This window comes from Pseudomonas sp. WOUb67, from assembly GCF_050058005.1.
In the GTDB taxonomy this organism is placed as follows: Bacteria; Pseudomonadota; Gammaproteobacteria; order Pseudomonadales; family Pseudomonadaceae; genus Aquipseudomonas; species Aquipseudomonas putida_R.
Map to the genome: position 1 here is coordinate 6,259,267 of NZ_CP170112.1, position 17,248 is coordinate 6,276,514.

The window sequence follows — 17,248 nt, forward strand, 5'->3', positions numbered from 1 at the left end:
TCTTCGCGGGTAAACCCGCTCCCACAGGACCTGCACAGGACGTGAGACCTGTGGAGTACCTGTGGGAGCGGGTTTACCCGCGAAGAGGCCGGTACAGGCAACCTCACTGCCCCGGGCTGAGCACCCGCTCCAGCTCCGCCGCCCGGTCGCGGGTCATGTCCATCAGGCAGGTCCCACCCTCCAGCTGCGCCATGGTCCCGCCACTGGCCTGCACATGAAACTGGCAATTGCCATCGCGGTAGGCAAGCCATTTGCGCTGCACATCCCGCAAGCTCTTCTGCTGCCCGGCATCCAGCTTGGCCATCAACTGCTTGTACACCCGGTTAAGGCGCTGGTCCTGCACTTGTGTCTCGGCCTTGATGCATTCGCTCATGGCCACGGTACTGGAAGCCTTGTCCATGCACGTTCCGTAAGCCGGCGTGTAATCGTCCGCCGCGGCCAGCGGCAAAACACAGGCCAGTGCCAGGCCTGTCAGGTAATGCTTGATCATGCAAACCTCCTTGGGGTATCAAAACGACTGCGGCTGTTCTGGCGGCATCAGGACCTTGCCTGGGTAGAAGCGCAACGATGGCATCTGCGTTGCCGAATACAGCGCCACGCCCAACGCCGCAATCAACGCCACATCAAGCCAGTTCCAGCCCGGCATGTCGTCGGCGCTGCGTGCCTTCCAGCAATGCCAGGCCTGGCCCAGGCAGAACACCACAATGGCCGCCAGCCACAGATAGAAGCCAGCACCGAAACCGGTCAGGTCGTGAAACTCGTAGCTCTGGTTGTCTGGCAGGCGGGTGATGCCGAAACTGCTGGCCGCCAGGTACGCCGCCGCCAACCCGGCCAGCAATGCCAGGCGGCGGAACCGCCGATGGGCAAGGATGGCCAGAGCCAGCAGCGGGTTGGCAAACCATTGGTACAAACCGAAGGGCATGCCCCATGGCCCGTACAGCAACATCTGCAGGGCCGGCATGTGGCGCGCGCCGCTCATCAGCGCGCCATCGAAAAACAGGGCGAGCACATACAGCAGCAGGCTGATGCTCAGGTAGAAAACGGGCAAGGGACACACCTGGAGGAAACGGGACAGCCTACGACCTTAACCCAGGCCCTGCCCCGCTTCCAGACCCTCAATAGGTGCCGCGCAGGGTGACCATGAAGTTGCGTGGTTCACCGTAGAAGTTGCCATAGGTCGAGGTACCCACGGTGGCGTAGTACTTCTTGTCGAACAGGTTGTTGCCGTTGAGCGTGACGTTCCAGTTGTCATCCACACGGTAGTCGACCAGGGCGTTCCAGATGGCATAGCCGCTCTGGTCGAAATCGAAGGGCACATTGCGCTCCGCCAGTGCGCCATTGCTGTCATAGCGGTTCACCGTCCCGGAGGTGTAGGTGGCACTTTGCACTTGCACGCCGCCGCCGACCTTGAAGTCGCTGAACATGCCCGGCAGGCGGTAGGTGGTGTAAAGCTTGAACAGGTGCTTGGGCATCACCGTGCTCAGCGGGGTGTCGGCGCTGCGGTTGCGATTGAGGTTGAAGGTGTAGCCCCCCACCAGCATCCAGTCCGGCAACAGCTCGCCAGACAGCTCCATGTCGATGCCCTTGCTCACCACCTTGCCGTTGGACACATAGCAGCAACTGCCCGAGAAGCCGGCGCTGGTCGACGGGAAGTTCGGGTCTTGCACCGCTTCGTTTTCGCGAGTGGTGTAGTACAGCGCCACGCTGGCATTGAGCGCGCCGTTGAACAGTTCACCCTTGAGGCCGGTTTCGTAGGTCTTGCCGGTCATCGGCTCCAGCGCAGAGCCGGTTTCTGCCGGGCCGCTGATCCTGCTGGACTGCGGTTTGTAGATTTCCGAGTAGCTGGCATAGGCCGACCATTGATCGTCCAGGTCATAGACCAGGCCGCCAAACGGCGTGACCTTGGTGCCGATGCGCTGCTCGGGGCTGGAAATGCTGGCCGGCGTCACAAGGTTGTTGGTGTAGGTCTGCCAGAAGTGGAAGCGCTGTGCACGCGCACCGACGATCAGGTGCAGCGGTTCGGCCAGCTGCAAGCGCAGGCTGCCATACAAACCATACTGGCGCTGCGAGTTGGGGCTGTAGTCGCGCTTGTAGTCACGCCCGTTGCCAGGGTCGTCGAAGGCCGAACTGTCGGGGTCGAACACATTGGCCGGCGAGCCCGATGCAGCGTACGGCGCGGTGCCCAGCCAGCGGCTGTCGATCTTCTGGTAATCGGCACCGATCACCACTTCATGGTCCAGGCCAAAGGCCTGGAAGTGGCCGGAGACGTTACCGTCGTACAAGTGCTGCTCGTTCTCCTGGCGGGTCGACGTGCCGTACCAGGTCGCCCCGGTATTGGTCACCGGGTCTACCGCGTTAAGGGTGGTAGCTGTTTTGAATAGCCCGAGGTCCCAGGTATTGGTGTAGCTGAGGTTGAGCTTCCAGTCGTCGTTGAAGCGGTGGTCAACCTTGGCGAAGTACTCGCGCGCGGTGGCATCCAGGTAGGCCCAGTTCTTGGTCAGGCCGGTATGCCGTGGCAGGTTCAGGTCAGCACCATTGCTGTAGCGGGGCACCGCGCTGTTGGTGCCGTTCTCGTGGGACTTGTTGTAGCGCGCACCGAAGGTGAGCATGGTGTCGTCGGTAACGTCTGCTTCCAGCACGCCATAGACAAGCGGCCGCTCGGTGGAACGGTTGTCGGTGAAATACTGGCGATCGGTGTTGGACATCACCAGGCGTCCGCGCAGGCGGCCATCCCAGCCCAGCGGGCCGGACAGGTCGAATTCCTGGCGATAGTTGTCCCAGCTGCCGGCCGACAGGGTCAGCTTGAGCTGGTTGTAGGCAGTCGGCCGCTTGCGCACCATGTTGATGATGCCGCCCGGGTCGCCCGAGCCGCCATACAGCGCAGCGGTACCGCGCAGCACCTCGATGTGGTCGAACTCGGCCAGCTCGAAGATGTTCGACGAATAGAACGAGCCCATTGCGGTACCCAACGCCTGCGGCGCAGCGCCGTCGATTTGCAGGTTCTGGATGCTGAAACCGCGCGAGAGGAAGTCCTGGGTGCGGAAGGTGGTGCTCTGGGTGACGATGCCCGGCGTCACCTTCATCGCCTGATTGATGTCGGTGAGCTGCTGGTCTTCGATCAGCTGGCGGGTCACCGTCGACACCGATTGCGGCGTCTGGCGCAGGCTGGTCGGGCTCTTGGAGCCCACGCTGATCAAGCCCGGCGCATAGGAGCCGGTGTTCTCGGTGCTCTCGCCCATGCCCTGCCCGGCCACGGTGGTCACGCCCAGTTCCATCGCGTCACCGCTTGCTGCCGCCTGCGGCTCGGCCACCAGCCGGTAGCCGTTGTCGCTGCGCTCCACCCGATAGCCACTGCCCGCCAGCAGCACGGCAAAACCGCTGTCCACCGAATACAGGCCGTGCAAGCCGTTGCTTTGCAGCCCGGCCAGCGCTTGCGGGGTGAAGGCCAGCGACACGGCGGCCTGCTGGGCATAGCTGCCAAGGGCCTCGGCCAGGTTGCCGGCGGGCACATCGAAGCTACGGCGGGCGGCCTCCTCAGCCACGGCCGGCAAGGCCGCAAGGGAGAGGGCCAGCCCGGCGCAGGACAGGCGCAAGGCCAGGGCTAGCGGGCTGAGGACGGGGTGGCCAGGGAATCGGCGCATGGTGGATCGGCTCCTTGTTCTTGATCGGTTGGCCTCTTGTTTGACGGGCCACTGCGCAGAAGCGGAACCACCTTGCTCAATTTTCTCGCGGGGCGGGCTCGACCGTGGTCCACCAGCGGCCAAAACCGCCGATACGAATCGGCAGCGCCTCGGCCAGCAGGCGCAGGGCGCGCTCGCTGTCATCCAGCGGCAGTACCGCCGACACCTTGATGGCCTGCATCGCCTGTCGGTCGAAGCGCAGCACGCCGCGCCGTTGCTGCGACAACGCGTCAAGTACCTGATCGAGCGGCACGCCTTCGGCCACCAATTGATGATGTTGCCAGGCTTGGTCCACGCGGGCCGGGTCGATGGCCGGCAGCGGGCCAAGGCCGTCGCGGGCTACCCAGGCGCGTTCACCACGCCCGGCGACCAACTTGTCGCCAGACACGGCGCTGCGCGCTTCAACCCGGGATTCGAGCATGGTCAGCTCGCTGCGGTCGCGACCTTGGCTAACCACGAAGCGAGTACCCAGGGCCTTGAAGCTGCCCTCGTCGGTTTGAACCACGAACGGCCGCGCAGGGTCATGGCTGACATCCACCAGCACCTGGCCATGCAGCAGGCGGATACGCCGCTCGCCAGCACTGAACTGCACGTCCACGGCAGAATTACCCGCCAAGGTCAGGTACGAGCCATCTGCCAGAATTTCGCTGTGCCACTCGGCCGGGGCGGTGTGCAGGTCGGCCAGCCAGTCCCGTGGCGATAAGCCGGCAAATGGCATGGCGCCCAGCAACGAAGCCGCCAACGCCAGGCCGAGCAAGGTACGCCGGGCCCCAGAGCGTGGCGCTGAGGGCGGTATACCGGCGCGCAGCCCGGCACCCACCGGCCCGCGTTGCTGGCGTAGCGCCTGCACCTGACTGATCACGCCTTGCATACGGCGCAATGTAGCGCCGTGGCGTGGGTCGGCCTGCAGCCAGGCCTCGAACTCACGCGCATCGTCAGCATCCAGTTCGCCTTCACCCAGGCACAGGGCCCACTCGGCAGCTTCCTGTTCGATCCGGGTCGGGCTCACGGCTCGGCGATATCCAGCGTGCGGTGGCAATGAATCAGGGCCTGGGCCAGGTACTTGCGCACCATGCGCGGGGAAATCTGCAGGCGCTCGGCAATCTGCGCCTGGGTCAGGTCGTCCAGGTAGTAACCCACGAACGCTTCGCGTGCATTCACGTGCAGGCCTTCAAGCAGGAAGGCGATCTGCTCCAGCGCCTCAAGGGTGATGAGGATGCTCTCGGGGGACTGGTGCCCTTCCAGCGCCTCGGCAGCCTGGGCCAGCTCACTGAGGTAAGCCTCTTCGATCTGCTGCCGGCGTACCCGATCGATCAGCAGGCGGCGCGCCGTGGTACTGAGGTAGGCGCGTGGCTCGCGCATGCCCAGCAAGGCATCACGCGAGGCCAGGATGCGCACGAAGGTGTCCTGGGTAAGGTCCGCTGCGCTGTGAGAGCAGCGCAGCTTGCGGCGTAGCCAGCTGAACAGCCAGCCGTGGTGCTCGCTGTACAGCTGTTCAAGCGGGTACGGGCTGGTTGAGTCGGCTACGGGCATGGGGCACCGGGACACAAGTGAGAATTGTTCCCGAATAGTAGCTATTCGCCGTAAGACTATGCAACAGCGGGTTCCAGCAACAAGCCGTAGATACCCGAGTCGGACAGCTCGCCGGCCACGCACCAACGCGCCCGCAGCGTGCCCTCAAGCACGAAACCCTGGCGTTCGAGGGTACGTGCCGAGCCCTGGTTACGCGGGTCGATTTCGCCTTCAAGGCGGCGCATGTGCAGGGTATGGGCGAGGTAGTCGATAAAGCAGGTGAGCGCTTCGTCCATGTAGCCCCTGCCCTGTACGGCGCTGGCCAGGCAATAGCCGATCTCGCCACGGCGGGAGACATCGTCGATGTTGAACAACTGCACCATGCCAATGAGCTCGCCGTTGTCACGGCGGTACATGCCAAGCTTGAGCTGGTCACCATTGGCATAGGCTTCGCGGTCGGCGGCCAGGGCGCTTTCGGCCTCGGCCAAATTCTGCCAGGGGGCATGGTGCCAATAACGCATGACCTCGGGGTCGGCCATGATCGCCAGCCATTGCGCGGCGTCGGCATGGCGCATGGGGCGCAAGTGCAACCGCGGGCTGTCGAGGCAGAGGTCACTGGGGAAACTGCGGGGTGGGGTCACGCCGGATCTCCTGTCCATTGCTGGGGAGATGACAGTTTAACGTCAAGCGTCGCAATCAAGCACCCGCCAGTTTCAAGGCTCAGGCCCCTGCTCCTTGCCGGAGCCGCGTTTCGTCAAATTTCAAAAATATCTCCACAGTCACCTGATAAAAGTGTCAGTTGCACTTTCTTTGAAGAAGATCAATCGTTAACTGCCACCGTTACTCAAGTTGTTCACCTACGTAAATCAAGATGGGAACACCTCAATGAATTACACCCCCTACGGCTTTACTCCGCATATTTATTTAGCTGCAACAACACTAGTCAACAACACTAGCCTTCAACGGGGAAAATCTGGACAAGTCAACCGAGCGATATTATCTTGGCAATGGCCATCGCGCCTTCAGCCCAACAGCAATGCGATTCTGCTCCCCTGATAGGCAAAGCCCTTTCTTGTTGGGCGGGCTGAATTGCTATTGCTATTGTTCGGGCGACCCAGTCAACTTTTCAGATGCCAGCGGTCAGATCCGCGTCCCATTGAAAAGAATCAACTCGAATCGGCCACGCAGCTATTCAGGTAATCCTAGGCCAGCTCTGTCTGCAGATCTATTGCGACGTGCCGAAACTCATTACCTCAGAGCTCAGGATGCTAGGGCACTTGCTTTTGATGCATCTCAGGCATCCCAGCGGCACGACCAGGCAGCCGGCCGGTCTCGCCAATTAGCCATGACGTCAACAAGTCGTCAATCGCAATCTGAGCACATGCAAGCAGTGAAACAACATACGCAACAGGCTATAGAATTATTGGATGTATCGGAGCAGCATCTATATCGTGAGAGTGTAGAGTTAGACGGCATGCATCAGGCAAATACTGAAAATCGCCGTTTACAGATTAACCACAAAGAAAACTTTCCTCCTTTAACAACCCGAAGTCTTCAAATTCAGCCGACTCAAACAAACAATGCATTTGCCACACAAAACCGAGGCATTATAGTTCGACAACTCGGTTGACATAGAATGGAGCCTGTCAGCCCACTACTCATAGAGATGCTGGCTCATAACCTCCATTGTTTCGTCTGCTCAGACGAGATTGGGCCGCAACTGCGGCCCAAAATCTCTCAATTGCCGCGACTCAACCCCATTTCCATGTCATTGATCAGGGCCTTGGCCATGGCACTCAAGATGCGCGCTGCGCTTCCGGCGATCTTGTCGCCCTCCATCTCGGCTTCTTCGTTCAGGTGCTTGATGCAGCCGATCAGCACCGACAATTCATCGAATGCCAGGTCGAGCGGTACGCCCGGTTCTACACGGTACAGATCAAGGAATTTTTCCACGCCTGCGGTGGTGCGGGATTTGAGGGGTTCGCTCATGCCTGTGCCTCCAGCGTTTTCATGTGGGCTAGCAGGGCGTGAAGCAGTACGGCGGATATTGACAGGGTTTCCAGGTGGGTGGAACGCTGAGCGGGGTCTTCTGCTGCGATGAATTGCTTGACCGTATTGGAGAGGCTGTCCATGACAATGGTGGCATGGGACTTCGCCTCCTCGTAGGGAAGGTCGGCGATGATTGTTGAGTATGGGATTGGGAACACGCTGGGTGGATCGGGGACGACCTTCTTCATGATGAAATCTCTGGGATATTTATCTGAAAATCGACCACCTCGTCCTTCTCACAGATTGGGTGGCAACCGTACGCGAGGTGAGAAGACCGCATCCCAGACTCATTCGCGGCCAGACCGAAGTCTGCACGCGCACGGCTGCCATAACAGGTAGGCATGACTGGGTAATACTGCAGCTTCTCACGGCCGCTCGCCTTTTGAGCGAGCCATGAAGTTACCGCTGGAGTATTTCCCCGTATGTCAGACGGCATCCGACAGAGGTCGTAGGATAATTCCCAATCCCTGGCAACCTGAAGCATTTGGTTTCAGGTTCAGAATATTCTTACAGCTGATGGCCCTATCGCCGGCAAGCCAGCTCCCACAAGGTCCCCACAGGATCTGAGCCCTGTGCAATACCTGTGGGAGCTGGCTTGCCGGCGATAGGGCCAGTACAGGCTAGCGAAAATGACTTAGGCCACCTCTGCCCCATCATCCGGCCAATGCGGCTCGTTGGCCCCTGGCGGGGTCAGTGGTGGCAGCCCATACGCGGCACGCGCATCGTCGCAGCTGGGGTTATGCACCCCACCCTCCCACGATGCCTCGAACTCGCGGCAAGGGCTGGAACGGTTGGCATAAATGGTACAAGCCACTTCCTTACCGATCTCGCCCTCAAGGCTGACACAGCGGCATGGCTTGGCATCGGTGCCGATCATGGCAACGCGGGTGGGGTTGATCTGTACCACCAGGTCATCCGGCACAACGCCCCCGGCAGACTGGCATTCGCCCCAGAAGAAGGACACACGGAAGTACCCGCAGCAGGCGCCGCAGTCAAGGCAAGGGTTATATTCAGACATGATGCCACGGAGGGAAGGTTGTTGTTATCGGGGCTGGCCCGCGGCGCCATTTTTAATCGAACCCGGGGCGGCTGGATAGAGGGCGCATGCAAATAAATTTGCCACTGATCCGGCCGCCCGCTTCATTCAGCGCAATGCCTTGTAGGTGGTGGCATCCCAACGCTGCAGCGCCAGGCCTTCGGTGGGGTCATAGTCATCACCACACACCTTGCTGAAGTGCGTGCGGGCTTCGCCGCAGTGCACCAACCGGTCGTGCTTATCACCCTCGGTCAGCACCGTGTAGGAGTTCCTGCGCATGGCTTGGTACTGCGCTTCGGCTGCCGCCATGGCCTGGTGATGCTTCATCAACTGGCTGTCATTCAAGGCCAGTCGTTTGTCCAGCTGAACACCCCAGCGGGTCAGGCAGACTTCGGCGAGATGGCGAACGATCAGCCCGGGCTCCCTGAGCACTTTGCCATCGCTAGCACCATCGGCCGATGCATTGCCGACCAGCGTGGCATGACGCCCCGGCATCGGATAAATGCAGATCTGCGTGCCACTGGCGACTGAAGGAATCACACAGGCAAACCCTTTGGAACGCTCATCCCGCGAGTAGAAGCCAACATATTCGCGCACGTTTGCCGCCAGCGTGGTGCGTTCGGCTTGCACATTGCCGACACCAGGCACCGGGTCAATCGCAAAAATATTCACCGGTACGTTGCGCAGTATCGGGTCTTTCGCCATGGCGTTGGCCAGCATGTGGCAGCTGATGCCGCCCCGGCTCCAGCCCACCAGGTTGACCTGGGTGGGAATGCGCGGCTTGCGGAACATGCTGATGATGCGCTCTTGCAACTCTTGCGGGGTCGGGTGGCGGTCACCGTAGTCGTAGGTGCGCCAGAACCACGAGGCCGCGGAGGATACGTCCGGGACAGGTACGCCAGCGTCCTTCAGCCGCGTGTATTCGTCCTCGCTCAGCTTGGTGCGCTGCCAGCTGCTTTCACCTTTGATCACCTGCAGCACGTGATTGACGTTTTCTTCCCAGCCGCGGCCGAACAACTGGCCGGTCCAGTTGAAGTAGCCGCCGGGCTCGACGAATAGCTTGTCATCCTGAAGGTTGCCGCTGCCGGGGCCGTCAACGGCGATCCAGTGGGCGAACTCGCGGCCCTGGTCGTTGCTGGCCAGGGTCGAAACCAGCTCGCCGTTCCAGAAATTTGGGTTGGCATCGTCGAAGCGGTGCGAGCCGGTGCCGCAGAAGTAGGCAGTGAAGACACTCATGGGTGGGTCTCTGTGATGAGAAATGAGTGCTGAAGATAGGTAGGGTGATCGGTGAAATGCAGGCGGAAAGCTCGCCCTGCTGCAAAATCGAGGGGCTGCTTTGCAGCCCATCGCGACACAAGGCCGCTCCTACAGGGACCGCGCATCGCTTGAAAACGGCGCTGTACCTGTATGTCGCGATGGGCCGCAAAGCGGCCCCGGTTGCTTACTTGCGGGCCAACCCGTCAGCCCGGAACATCTGCCGGATGCCGCGGATGGCCTGGCGAATGCGGTCCTGGTTCTCGATCAGGGCAAAGCGCACATGGTCATCGCCATATTCACCAAAGCCGATGCCCGGCGACACGCACACCTTGGCCTCGGCCAGCAGCTTCTTGGAAAACTCCAGCGAGCCCATGTGCGCATACTGCTCAGGGATCTTCGCCCACACGTACATCGATGCCTTGGGGTTCTCGACCATCCAGCCCAGCTCGTGCAGCCCCTTCACCAGCAGGTTGCGGCGCTGGCGGTATTGCTCGGCAATGTCACGCACGCATTGCTGGTCACCTTCCAGCGCGGCAATGGCTGCCACCTGCAGCGGGGTGAAGGTGCCGTAGTCGTGGTAGCTCTTGATCCGCGCCAGGGCGTTGACCAGCTCGGGGTTGCCGACCATGAAGCCGATCCGCCAGCCCGCCATGTTGTAGCTCTTGGACAGGGTGAAGAACTCCACCGCAATGTCCTTGGCGCCAGGCACCTGCATGATCGACGGGGCTTTCCAGCCGTCGTAGACGATGTCGGCGTAGGCCAGGTCATGCACCACCAGCACGTCGTACTGCTTGGCCAGGGCCACCACACGCTCGAAGAAGTCCAGCTCCACGCACTGGGCGGTGGGGTTGGACGGGAAGCCGAGGATCATCATCTTCGGCTTGGGGATCGACTCGCGGATGGCCCGCTCGAGTTCGTTGAAGAAGTCCACTCCCGGCACCAGTGGCACCGAACGCACCTGGGCACCGGCGATGACCGCCCCGTAGATGTGAATCGGGTAGCTGGGGTTTGGCACCAGCACCGTGTCGCCCTGGTCGAGCGTGGCCAGCATCAGGTGGGCCAGGCCTTCTTTCGAGCCGATGGTGACGATGGCTTCGCTTTCCGGGTCGATGTCGACCTCGTAGCGTTCCTTGTACCAGTTGGAAATGGCCCGGCGCAGGCGTGGGATGCCGCGAGAGGTGGAATAGCCGTGGGTGTCTTCACGCTGGGCGACCTGCACCAGCTTCTCGACGATGTGCGGCGGCGTGGCGCCATCGGGGTTGCCCATGCTCAGGTCGATGATGTCCTCGCCACGACGGCGGGCAGCCATCTTGAGCTCGGCAGTGATGTTGAAGACGTAAGGGGGGAGACGATCGATGCGCGCAAAGCGGCGCGGCGAACCTGGGTTGGCCATGGCTTCCTCTGAGTACGTAAGCGCCCGGAACCGTCCGAGCGACGCTGGCCGATGTGGCGGCCTGAATCAGAAGATAGTGCCGAAACAGGATATCTGTAAAGGACAATTTCCTGTTTTATTATATTTTTTCAGATGTATTTTTTGAAAATCTGAATTTTATGTCTCCTGTACCGGCCCTTTCGCGGGTAAACCCGCTCCCACAGGGACCACACAGGATTCGAAGCCCGTGCAATACCCTGTGGGAGCGGGCAAGCCCGCGAAGAGGCCGGCACAGGAAAACAGGCATAAAAAAACCCCGGCACATGGCCGGGGTTTTCGTGAAGCAGGCAGCAGTATCAGCGTGCGTAGGTCATCAGCACGTCCGCAGCGGTCTGGCTGTCCACACCCATCATCACGCTCAGGGCAGTGACGGTGAGGATGGAGAAGCCGAACACCTTGCGGGCCCACTTGCTGTCGTCCTCGGCCTTGTAGCCACCCCATGCCATGTACAGCCAGTACAGGCCCATGGCAGCTGCCACGGCCAGGTAGCCGAGGCCGGCGTAACCGCCGAGGGTGAGCATCAAGGTGGCGAGCACGAAGGCCAGCACGTACAGCACGATCTGCTTCTTCGCCGCGAGGATGCCACGTGCCACCGGCAGGACCGGGATGTTGGCAGCGCTGTAATCCTTGAAGCGGAAGATTGCGATGGCAAAGCTGTGCGGCATCTGCCACAGGCTGAACATCACCAGCAGGGTTACCGCAGCCAGGTCGAAGCTGTTGCTGACGGCGCAGTAGCCGATCACCGGAGGCATGGCACCCGACAGGCTGCCGACCAAGGTGCCGTGCACCGATTTACGCTTCAGCCACAGGCTGTAGAAACCGACGTAGACGATGAAGCCGATCAGCGCACAGAACGCCGACAGTGGGTTGGCCTGGACATACAGCAGGCTGAAACCCGCCACCCCGAGCAGGGTGGCGTAGATCAGCGCGAGGGGCAGCGACATGCCGCCCTGCACCATGACGCGGTTCTTGGTGCGCTCCATCTTGTGGTCGATGTCACGGTCGATGCAGTTGTTGAACACGCATCCGGACGCAACCACCAGCGAAGTACCGATCACCACCGCCAGGAACAAGGCGAAGTCCACATGGCCCTTCGAGGCAAGGAAGAAACCGCCTGCCACGGAAAGCACGTTACCGAAAATGATCCCCGGTTTGGTGATTTGGATAAAGTGCTTAACGGACATGCAGTCTTACCTCACTTGGCCATCATTTCGACGTGGATGTTGAACATGATCCACAGCGACAGGCCGACCAGCAGTGCAATTACCAGTACGGTGAACAGGAACGTCGACACGTTGTTGCGTTGCTCTTTCGAGCGGTCCATGTGCAGGAAGTACACCAGGTGTACAACCACCTGGATCACAGCCATGGCAACAATGATCAGAACGGTCAGGTTCTTCGGCAGGCTGGCAGTCATCGCCAGCGCGAACGGGATCGCGGTCAGGATGATCGACAGTACAAAGCCGATCATGTACGACTTGACGCTGCCGTGGTTGCCTTCGTGATGAGTGTCGTGTGCGCTAGCCATTACAGAACTCCCAGCAGGTAGACGACGGTGAACACGCAGATCCAGACCACGTCCAGGAAGTGCCAGAACAGGCTCAGGCAGCTCATGCGGGTCTTGGCGGTCGGCGTGATGCCGTGCTTGTTGATCTGGTACATCATGATTGCCATCCAGATCAGGCCGGCAGTCACGTGCAGACCGTGGGTACCTACCAGGGCGAAGAACGCCGACAGGAAGCCACTGCGCTGCGGGCCGAAGCCCTCGCTGATCAGGTGATGGAATTCATAGATTTCCATCGCGATGAAGCCTGCACCGAACAGGAAGGTCACAGCCAACCAGCCCAGTACACCGGCTTTCTTGCCATCGAACATCTTCAGCATGGCGAAGCCGAAGGTGATCGAGGACAGCAGCAGGAACAGCGTTTCAACAGCTACGAAATCGAGCTGGAAGATGTCATGACCCGACGGGCCGCCGGCAAAACTGCCGGACAGCACCGCGTAGGTGGCGAAGAGCGACGCAAACAGGATGCAGTCGGTCATCAGGTACAGCCAGAAACCCAGTACGGTCATCTGGCCCGAGTCGTGGTGGTGGTCGTCATGCCCATGGTCGTGACCATGAGCAGCGCCGTGCATTACTTGACTGGACATTGATTACACCCGCTCAAACGATTCGACACGTGCGCCGGCAGGCAGAGCACCTGCTTTGGCCAGCGCTTTCAGACGCTCGCCTTCGATGCGCGCCACTTCTTCGGCCGGAACCATGTAGCCCTGGTCGTCACGTGCAGCGTGGCGAACGAAGACTGCGATGGTTGCTACCAGGCTCGCGCCTACCAGCCACCAGATGTGCCAGATGAAGGCAAAGCCGAATACGGTCAGCAGCAGGCCCATGAACAAACCGGTGGAGGTGTTGCTCGGCATGTGGATCGCTTCGTACTTGCCCGGCACCTTGTAGGCAACACCGGCTTCTTTGGCTTCGTGCCAGCAGTCCAGGCCAACTTTCTCAGGCATGTGAGCGAAGTTGTAGAACGGAGGTGGCGAAGAAGTCGACCATTCCAGGGTACGGCCGCCCCATGGGTCGCCGGTCACGTCCAGGTTCTGGTTGCGGTCGCGGACCGAAACAAAGATCTGGATCAGCTGGCAAGCGATACCGAACAGGATCAGCACGGCGCCGACAACGGCTACGTACAGGTAGGGTTCCCACAGTGGGTTGTCGGAGTGGTTCAGACGACGGGTCATGCCCATGAAGCCCAGGGCGTACAGCGGCATGAACGCAACGTAGAAGCCCGACAGCCAGAACCAGAAGGCAGCTTTGCCCCACTTCTCGTTCAGGGTGAAGCCGAAGGCTTTCGGGAACCAGAAGGCGAAACCGGCGATGTAGCCGAATACCGCGCCACCGATGATCACGTTGTGGAAGTGCGCAATTACGAACAGGCTGTTGTGCAGAACGAAGTCAGCACCTGGAACGGCCAGCAGTACGCCGGTCATGCCACCGATGGAGAAGGTGACCATGAAGCCCAGGGTCCAGAGCATCGGTGCGGTGAAGCGCACACGGCCTTGGTACATGGTGAACAGCCAGTTGAACAGCTTCACACCGGTCGGGATGGAGATCAGCATCGTCGCCAGGCCGAAGAAGGTGTTGACGCTGGCGCCGGCACCCATGGTGAAGAAGTGGTGCAGCCATACTGCAAAGCCGAGGATGGCGATCGCGCCCGATGCGTAGATCATCGAGTGGTGGCCGAACAGGCGTTTGCCAGAGAACGTCGAGGTAACTTCCGAGAACACGCCGAAGGCCGGCAGGATCAGGATGTAAACCTCAGGGTGACCCCACGCCCAGAACAGGTTGACGTACATCATCGGGTTCCCACCAAGCTCGTTGGTGAAAATGTGGAAGTCCAGATAACGGTCAACAGTCAGCAGTGCGAGTGCAGCAGTCAGGATCGGGAACGAAGCAACGATCAGCACGTTGGCCCAGGTGCAGGTCCAGGTGAAGATCGGCATGTCCATCAGCTTCATGCCAGGTGCGCGCATCTTCATCACGGTGACGAGGAAGTTCACGCCGGTAAGCGTCGTACCCAGTCCGGATAGCTGTAGCGCCCAGATGTAGTAGTCGACACCCACCCCAGGGCTGTACTGAATGCCTGCGAGCGGCGGATAGGCAACCCAGCCGGTCTTGGCGAATTCACCAACGCCCAGCGAGATGTTGACCAGCAGCACGCCTGCCAGCAGCAGGTAGAAGCTCAGGGAGTTCAGGAACGGGAAGGCAACGTCACGTGCACCGATCTGCAGAGGAACCGCAAGGTTCATCAGGCCGGTGAAGAACGGCATCGCCATGAAGATGATCATGATCACACCGTGAGCGGTGAAGATCTGGTCATAGTGTTCAGGCGGCAGGTAGCCTTCGGAGCCACCGGTAGCGGCAGCCAGCTGGGTACGCATCATGATGGCGTCGGCAAAGCCGCGCAGCAGCATGACCATCGCGACGATGATGTACATCACGCCGATCTTTTTGTGGTCGACAGTAGTCAGCCACTCGCTCCACAAGTAGGTCCACTTGCGGAAATAGGTGATAAGACCGACGACAGCGATACCGCCGAGCGCGATCATGGCAAGCGTCACCATGACTATCGGCTCGTGATAGGGTATCGCCTCCAGGCTTAGTTTACCGAACATCTCTTACTCCTCTGCACCGGCAGCTGGTTGCATACTCGATTCCACACCCTTGGTTGTGGCCAGATCTTTGCTGCCTGCTTCTTCGTGGACCGGCTTGCCGCGGTTCATGCCTTCGTACTTGTCGACGATGGACTGGAACAGCTCTGCTGGCGCCTCGCTGTACAGCGCGACTGGGTTGTATTCGCTAGGTTTGGCCAGAGCTTCGTACTCGGCTTTGCCCAGTTTCAACGGCGACTGCTTGACCTCGGCGACCCACTTGTCGAAGTCTTCCTGAGAGGTGGCAGTAGCCTTGAATTTCATGCCGGTGAAACCAGCACCGCTGTAGTTGGCGCTGATACCGTCAAACACACCGTTCTCGTTGGCGATCAGGTGCAGCTTGGTGGTCATGCCGGCCATCGCGTAGATCTGGCCACCCAGGCCCGGGATGAAGAACGAGTTCATCACGGCGTCGGAGGTGACACGGAAGTTCACCGGGGTGTTAGCCGGGAAGTTGATCTTGTTGACGGTGGCAATGCCCTGTTCCGGGTAGATGAACAGCCACTTCCAGTCCAGTGCGACCACGTCGATCTGGATCGGCTTCACGTCCGAATCCAGCGGACGGTACGGGTCCAGCTTGTGGGTGGAGTGGTAGGTGACGTAACCCAGGGCGATGATGATCAGGATCGGGATGATCCACACCGCGGCCTCGATCTTGGTCGAGTGCGACCAGTCAGGGGTGTAGGTGGCAGCCTTGTTGGAAGCACGGTACTTCCAGGCGAACGCCAGGGTCATGATGATCACAGGAATGACCACCAGCAGCATGAGGCCGGTAGCGATCAGGATCAGGTTCTTTTGCTCAATGCCGACCTGGCCCTTCGGGTCGAGCAGGGTCCAGTTGCACCCACTGAGTAAAAGCATGCCTAAAAAGGGCAATATGCCAAACAGTCTGGGGTAACGCTTTTTACTCATCTCACGACCTCTAGATCAGCTTGCTTCAATGCAATTTGTGTTTTGGTAGCCAACACTTCGTCCTGCCAAGTGAGGCATTTTGCGCCCGTACTCGCTCCTGCCTGGGGTCCGACTGCAGGACCTTGGCTTCAAGCGTGTTAGCGGTGCTTATGGTTTCGTAGGCAACAGGCCTGTACTTCAGACCAAGTCCATTTGGTGCGGGAAAACGCGGAGGGGGGTCCGCCCGGTATCGCCGTTGGGCGAAACTTGACGAAGTCAGCAAAAAGGAGCGCTGGGGCTTCCTTCAATCCTGCGACTCGCAAGCAGTGCCGAACGGAAATTGGGGGCGATTGTAGTGAGGTCGCCAACCCTTGACTATGACTTATTGAGCAACAGTCTTTTACAGAATACGCAACAATGCTGCTCAATTATTCAACTTCGCGACAGTTTGTCGCACCCCGCTTGCTAGGCCTCAAAGCCGCATTCTGCAAGGCTTCGTGGTTGATCTGGATCAAGCGGTGAGCGACATTTCCCTCTTCTCATGCGGTGTAAAAGACCACATGCAATTCAGGACCTTTGTCTAAGCCTGGCGTCGGTTGCGGTAGATCCCGAGCGGAACCAGGATGGCGGTCAGCACGAACGCCACAAGCGCCCATTGCGCCAGCGACAAGCCGAGAAGCGGCGGGTACGGCGTGCTGCAGAAGCCGTCGACCTGGAACGCCAGCGGCCAGAGTTTGGCCAGCGGCAGGTCGTCAACGATCGGCTGGAGGGTATCGATGCCACAGCTGACCATGGGGTTGGCGAGTATATACACATGGTTGCCGGCCGCAATGATTCCGCCAATTGCGCTTAGCACCACCAGTGCCTCGAAGAAGGTCAGGCTGCGGCGCCCGGGCATCGCAGCGGCGATGAAAGCGAATACGGCAATGAACAGCAGCGCGTAACGCTGCAGGATGCACAGCGGGCAAGGTGCCTCGCCCAGCACCACTTGCATATAGAGGGCGCCGCCGATCAGCGACAGGCAGATCAGGCCCAACAGCACCAGAAAGCGCCGTTCCCGATTCAGGCGCGATGTTTGTTCGTTCATTGCCGGTTCCTTCGATGGATAGTGGCAGCGTGGTCCGCCTGCCTGAGCGCAAGTCTACACGCTGGGCAGGGCCTTTGAGCGTGCCGAGGAAGCGG

At 60.2% G+C, this 17,248-nt stretch carries 17 protein-coding genes and 1 pseudogene; 1 reads left to right on the top strand and 17 read right to left on the bottom strand.

Annotated elements, in window-relative coordinates; all coding sequences use genetic code 11:
• Positions 1-103: 103 nt before the first annotated feature.
• From ABOC32_RS27745 to ABOC32_RS27770, 6 genes are all read right to left on the bottom strand, one after another.
• Positions 104-490 (bottom strand): lysozyme inhibitor LprI family protein, encoded by a 387-nt coding sequence (locus tag ABOC32_RS27745; protein ID WP_426809619.1) that lies wholly within the window; start codon positions 488-490, stop codon positions 104-106.
• An 18-nt stretch (positions 491-508) separates the two neighbouring features.
• Positions 509-1,048, bottom strand: a complete 540-nt coding sequence (locus ABOC32_RS27750) for a hypothetical protein (protein WP_426809620.1) — start codon at positions 1,046-1,048, stop codon at positions 509-511.
• 67 nt (positions 1,049-1,115) lie between these two features.
• Positions 1,116-3,641 carry a TonB-dependent siderophore receptor gene (locus ABOC32_RS27755; RefSeq protein WP_426809621.1) on the bottom strand — a complete coding sequence of 842 codons (2,526 nt, stop codon included), beginning with the start codon at positions 3,639-3,641 and terminating at the stop codon, positions 1,116-1,118.
• 76 nt (positions 3,642-3,717) lie between these two features.
• Positions 3,718-4,689, bottom strand: a complete 972-nt coding sequence (locus tag ABOC32_RS27760) for a FecR family protein (RefSeq protein WP_426809622.1) — start codon at positions 4,687-4,689, stop codon at positions 3,718-3,720.
• Positions 4,686-5,213 carry a sigma-70 family RNA polymerase sigma factor gene (locus ABOC32_RS27765; RefSeq protein ID WP_426809623.1) on the bottom strand — a complete coding sequence of 176 codons (528 nt, stop codon included), beginning with the start codon at positions 5,211-5,213 and terminating at the stop codon, positions 4,686-4,688. The genes ABOC32_RS27760 and ABOC32_RS27765 overlap by 4 nt, the downstream gene beginning before the upstream one ends.
• Before the next feature lie 56 nt (positions 5,214-5,269).
• On the bottom strand, positions 5,270-5,833 hold the full coding sequence (locus ABOC32_RS27770) for a GNAT family N-acetyltransferase (protein ID WP_426809624.1): 564 nt from the start codon (positions 5,831-5,833) through the stop codon (positions 5,270-5,272).
• 317 nt (positions 5,834-6,150) lie between these two features.
• On the opposite strand from ABOC32_RS27770, the pseudogene ABOC32_RS27775 reads away from it, so the two are divergent.
• Positions 6,151-6,822, top strand: a pseudogene (locus ABOC32_RS27775) (RHS repeat-associated core domain-containing protein); the annotation flags it as partial.
• Between the two features lie 107 nt (positions 6,823-6,929).
• On the opposite strand, the gene ABOC32_RS27780 reads toward ABOC32_RS27775, so the two are convergent.
• The 11 genes from ABOC32_RS27780 to ABOC32_RS27830 all read right to left on the bottom strand — a co-directional run bounded on the left by ABOC32_RS27780 (position 6,930) and on the right by ABOC32_RS27830 (position 17,153).
• The gene (locus ABOC32_RS27780) at positions 6,930-7,181 is read right to left on the bottom strand and encodes a DUF3077 domain-containing protein (RefSeq protein ID WP_426809625.1); all 252 of its coding nucleotides are present in this window, start codon (positions 7,179-7,181) and stop codon (positions 6,930-6,932) included.
• Positions 7,178-7,429: a hypothetical protein gene (locus ABOC32_RS27785; RefSeq protein WP_426809626.1), complete on the bottom strand. Its 252-nt coding sequence runs from the start codon at positions 7,427-7,429 to the stop codon at positions 7,178-7,180. Before ABOC32_RS27785 ends, ABOC32_RS27780 begins: the two co-directional genes overlap by 4 nt.
• 446 nt (positions 7,430-7,875) lie before the next feature.
• Positions 7,876-8,259 (bottom strand): YkgJ family cysteine cluster protein, encoded by a 384-nt coding sequence (locus tag ABOC32_RS27790; RefSeq protein WP_016501425.1) that lies wholly within the window; start codon positions 8,257-8,259, stop codon positions 7,876-7,878.
• 126 nt (positions 8,260-8,385) lie between these two features.
• Positions 8,386-9,513 (bottom strand): hypothetical protein, encoded by a 1,128-nt coding sequence (locus tag ABOC32_RS27795; protein ID WP_426809627.1) that lies wholly within the window; start codon positions 9,511-9,513, stop codon positions 8,386-8,388.
• Positions 9,514-9,718: 205 nt separating this feature from the next.
• Positions 9,719-10,927, bottom strand: coding sequence for an alanine transaminase (gene alaC, locus ABOC32_RS27800; RefSeq protein ID WP_016501427.1), 1,209 nt, complete (start codon positions 10,925-10,927; stop codon positions 9,719-9,721).
• Between the two features lie 335 nt (positions 10,928-11,262).
• Complete coding sequence (cyoE, locus tag ABOC32_RS27805) at positions 11,263-12,150, bottom strand: heme o synthase (RefSeq protein ID WP_025337747.1); 888 nt, start codon at positions 12,148-12,150, stop codon at positions 11,263-11,265.
• An 11-nt stretch (positions 12,151-12,161) separates the two neighbouring features.
• On the bottom strand, positions 12,162-12,494 hold the full coding sequence (gene cyoD / locus ABOC32_RS27810; protein ID WP_043204144.1) for a cytochrome o ubiquinol oxidase subunit IV: 333 nt from the start codon (positions 12,492-12,494) through the stop codon (positions 12,162-12,164).
• Positions 12,494-13,117, bottom strand: coding sequence for a cytochrome o ubiquinol oxidase subunit III (cyoC, locus tag ABOC32_RS27815; protein WP_043204143.1), 624 nt, complete (start codon positions 13,115-13,117; stop codon positions 12,494-12,496). The genes cyoD and cyoC overlap by 1 nt, the downstream gene beginning before the upstream one ends.
• 3 nt (positions 13,118-13,120) lie before the next feature.
• A complete protein-coding gene (gene cyoB / locus ABOC32_RS27820) occupies positions 13,121-15,139 on the bottom strand; it encodes a cytochrome o ubiquinol oxidase subunit I (RefSeq protein ID WP_086978127.1) in 2,019 nt (672 codons plus the stop codon).
• Positions 15,140-15,142: 3 nt separating this feature from the next.
• A complete protein-coding gene (gene cyoA, locus ABOC32_RS27825) occupies positions 15,143-16,087 on the bottom strand; it encodes a ubiquinol oxidase subunit II (protein WP_043204139.1) in 945 nt (314 codons plus the stop codon).
• Between the two features lie 559 nt (positions 16,088-16,646).
• Positions 16,647-17,153, bottom strand: coding sequence for a disulfide bond formation protein B (locus tag ABOC32_RS27830; protein WP_016484939.1), 507 nt, complete (start codon positions 17,151-17,153; stop codon positions 16,647-16,649).
• Positions 17,154-17,248: the final 95 nt, after the last annotated feature.

Bases quoted from the DNA above. Each gene is read 5' to 3' on its own strand.
- ABOC32_RS27745 (WP_426809619.1), bottom strand. From the start codon at position 490: ATGATCAAGCATTACCTGACAGGCCTGGCACTGGCCTGTGTTTTGCCG.
- ABOC32_RS27755 (WP_426809621.1), bottom strand. From the start codon at position 3,641: ATGCGCCGATTCCCTGGCCACCCCGTCCTCAGCCCGCTAGCCCTGGCC.
- ABOC32_RS27765 (WP_426809623.1), bottom strand. From the start codon at position 5,213: ATGCCCGTAGCCGACTCAACCAGCCCGTACCCGCTTGAACAGCTGTAC.
- ABOC32_RS27780 (WP_426809625.1), bottom strand. From the start codon at position 7,181: ATGAGCGAACCCCTCAAATCCCGCACCACCGCAGGCGTGGAAAAATTC.
- ABOC32_RS27785 (WP_426809626.1), bottom strand. From the start codon at position 7,429: ATGAAGAAGGTCGTCCCCGATCCACCCAGCGTGTTCCCAATCCCATAC.
- ABOC32_RS27790 (WP_016501425.1), bottom strand. From the start codon at position 8,259: ATGTCTGAATATAACCCTTGCCTTGACTGCGGCGCCTGCTGCGGGTAC.
- ABOC32_RS27795 (WP_426809627.1), bottom strand. From the start codon at position 9,513: ATGAGTGTCTTCACTGCCTACTTCTGCGGCACCGGCTCGCACCGCTTC.
- alaC (WP_016501427.1), bottom strand. From the start codon at position 10,927: ATGGCCAACCCAGGTTCGCCGCGCCGCTTTGCGCGCATCGATCGTCTC.
- cyoE (WP_025337747.1), bottom strand. From the start codon at position 12,150: ATGTCCGTTAAGCACTTTATCCAAATCACCAAACCGGGGATCATTTTC.
- cyoD (WP_043204144.1), bottom strand. From the start codon at position 12,494: ATGGCTAGCGCACACGACACTCATCACGAAGGCAACCACGGCAGCGTC.
- cyoC (WP_043204143.1), bottom strand. From the start codon at position 13,117: ATGTCCAGTCAAGTAATGCACGGCGCTGCTCATGGTCACGACCATGGG.
- cyoB (WP_086978127.1), bottom strand. From the start codon at position 15,139: ATGTTCGGTAAACTAAGCCTGGAGGCGATACCCTATCACGAGCCGATA.
- cyoA (WP_043204139.1), bottom strand. From the start codon at position 16,087: ATGAGTAAAAAGCGTTACCCCAGACTGTTTGGCATATTGCCCTTTTTA.
- ABOC32_RS27830 (WP_016484939.1), bottom strand. From the start codon at position 17,153: ATGAACGAACAAACATCGCGCCTGAATCGGGAACGGCGCTTTCTGGTG.